This is a genomic window from Xenorhabdus beddingii (assembly GCF_002127545.1).
Taxonomy (GTDB): Bacteria; Pseudomonadota; Gammaproteobacteria; order Enterobacterales; family Enterobacteriaceae; genus Xenorhabdus; species Xenorhabdus beddingii.
Genome location: NZ_MUBK01000131.1, coordinates 1 through 885, shown reverse-complemented (window position 1 = coordinate 885; position 885 = coordinate 1). Strand labels below are relative to the sequence as shown.

Below are 885 nucleotides of genomic sequence, written 5' to 3'. Positions count from 1 at the left end.
GAAACGTGGCTCCATTCCGCCAAAACCATCAGGCACCATCTGATCGCAATACTGGGCAATCGCATACAGGGCGAATTTTTCACAGCCAAATGAACCCATCAGCTTCCCGATGCCATAGCGGGTGTGGGTCACCAAATCGTGGAATATCCATGCGGGATTATTCGTGTATGCAGGTTTGAAACGGCCTGTCCATACGCCAGAATAAGTGCGGGTCTCAGGGTCATAATTATCAGGAACCTGAACAATCATTCCGCGTATGTGATAGGTGCGTTTTGGCGTGTCAGCAAACAATGATCTGTCAATGCGCATACCTACCACAGCGCTATTGGGATAGCTCATCAGAGTATCGGTGATTTCGGTATAGCTGGCCCATACCGTACCATTGCGGAGCTGGTCGCTTTTGCTGTCCTCTGTTAAGCGGGATACTCTAATCTGAAAAGGTTTTTTCTTGGGGGCATCAATGGTGTGAGATTCCAGATGTTGCCCGCTGATTTTGCCGGGTCCTATCTGAACGATTTTTGCATTGTACCAACCAGAACCCTCATTCACATCAATAGCCAGTTGTACCGAGCTATTGCTTTGATTACCCTTGTCATCAGTTTTAACAAGTTGACTAACACCCAGTGTAAATCTGATTCTATCCACATCCTGATTAGATACCGATCGTAAAATGGGCGTGTCTTTTTTTACCTCGACACTAACGGGTATTTCACTCTCAATAAACGGGTAATCACTGAGTGGCTCTTGGGATTGAGTGCCAGCACGCCATTGCACAGTAACACCATTAATGTTGGGGTTGCCATTTTTATCTACAACCGGAGTGCCATTAATCCGGAACCCGTGCAAACCACCGACAGGTCCTTCTATTTGCCCCTCGCTAACCAG

At 47.2% G+C, this 885-nt stretch carries 1 protein-coding gene; it reads right to left on the bottom strand.

Annotated features, from left to right (window positions below; translation table 11 throughout):
* On the bottom strand, window positions 1-885 hold an 885-nt coding region (gene gpJ / locus Xbed_RS18850; RefSeq protein WP_139837562.1), incomplete at both ends, for a TipJ family phage tail tip protein.